We start from the raw sequence: 563 nt of genomic DNA on the forward strand, positions 1-563 counted from the left end.
GGCAGGTGCTGATGCCGGGACTGAGGTGGGTGCTGGTGACGGTGCCGGTGGGGGTCCGGGTGGCGGGGCTTGGCAGGAACGGGCTGGGCTCGCGGTGCGGGAGCGGATGCCCGTGTGGTTGCAGGCGCGGTGTGGTCTGGAGCGGCGGAGCGTGGTCGCGCTCACCGTGGTTCTGGTCGCTGCGGCGGTGCTCGCCGGGCAGCACTTCTGGACGGGGCGCGTCCAGCCCCTCCGGGCGCCGGAGGTGGTACGGGCGGCGGCGCCCCTCGGGTCGGCGCGGCCTGCCGGTGGGGTGACCGCTCCGCGGAGTGCCGTGGGAGCGGCCGGGGCGCAGATCGTGGTGGACGTCAGCGGCAAGGTGCGTGAGCCGGGGGTTCATCGGCTGCCGGCCGGGTCCAGGGTCGCCGACGCGTTGCGGGCCGCCGGTGGGGTGCGTCCAGGCACGAAGACCGACGGCCTCAATCGTGCCCGGTTCCTGGTGGACGGCGAACAGGTGGTCGTCGGCGGGGCTCCGGCCGTGCCGGGCGCGGGAGTGGGCGGCGCGGTCGTGGGTGGTGCGGGTG

1 protein-coding gene is annotated in these 563 nt (G+C 76.4%); it reads left to right on the forward strand.

Features of this window, described 5'->3' with window-relative positions:
* The coding region (locus tag ADL01_RS23040) for an SLBB domain-containing protein (RefSeq protein ID WP_324614632.1) at positions 1-563 on the forward strand (563 nt) is incomplete at both ends.

It is taken from the genome of Streptomyces sp. NRRL WC-3618, from assembly GCF_001280005.1.
Classification (GTDB): domain Bacteria; phylum Actinomycetota; class Actinomycetes; order Streptomycetales; family Streptomycetaceae; genus Streptomyces.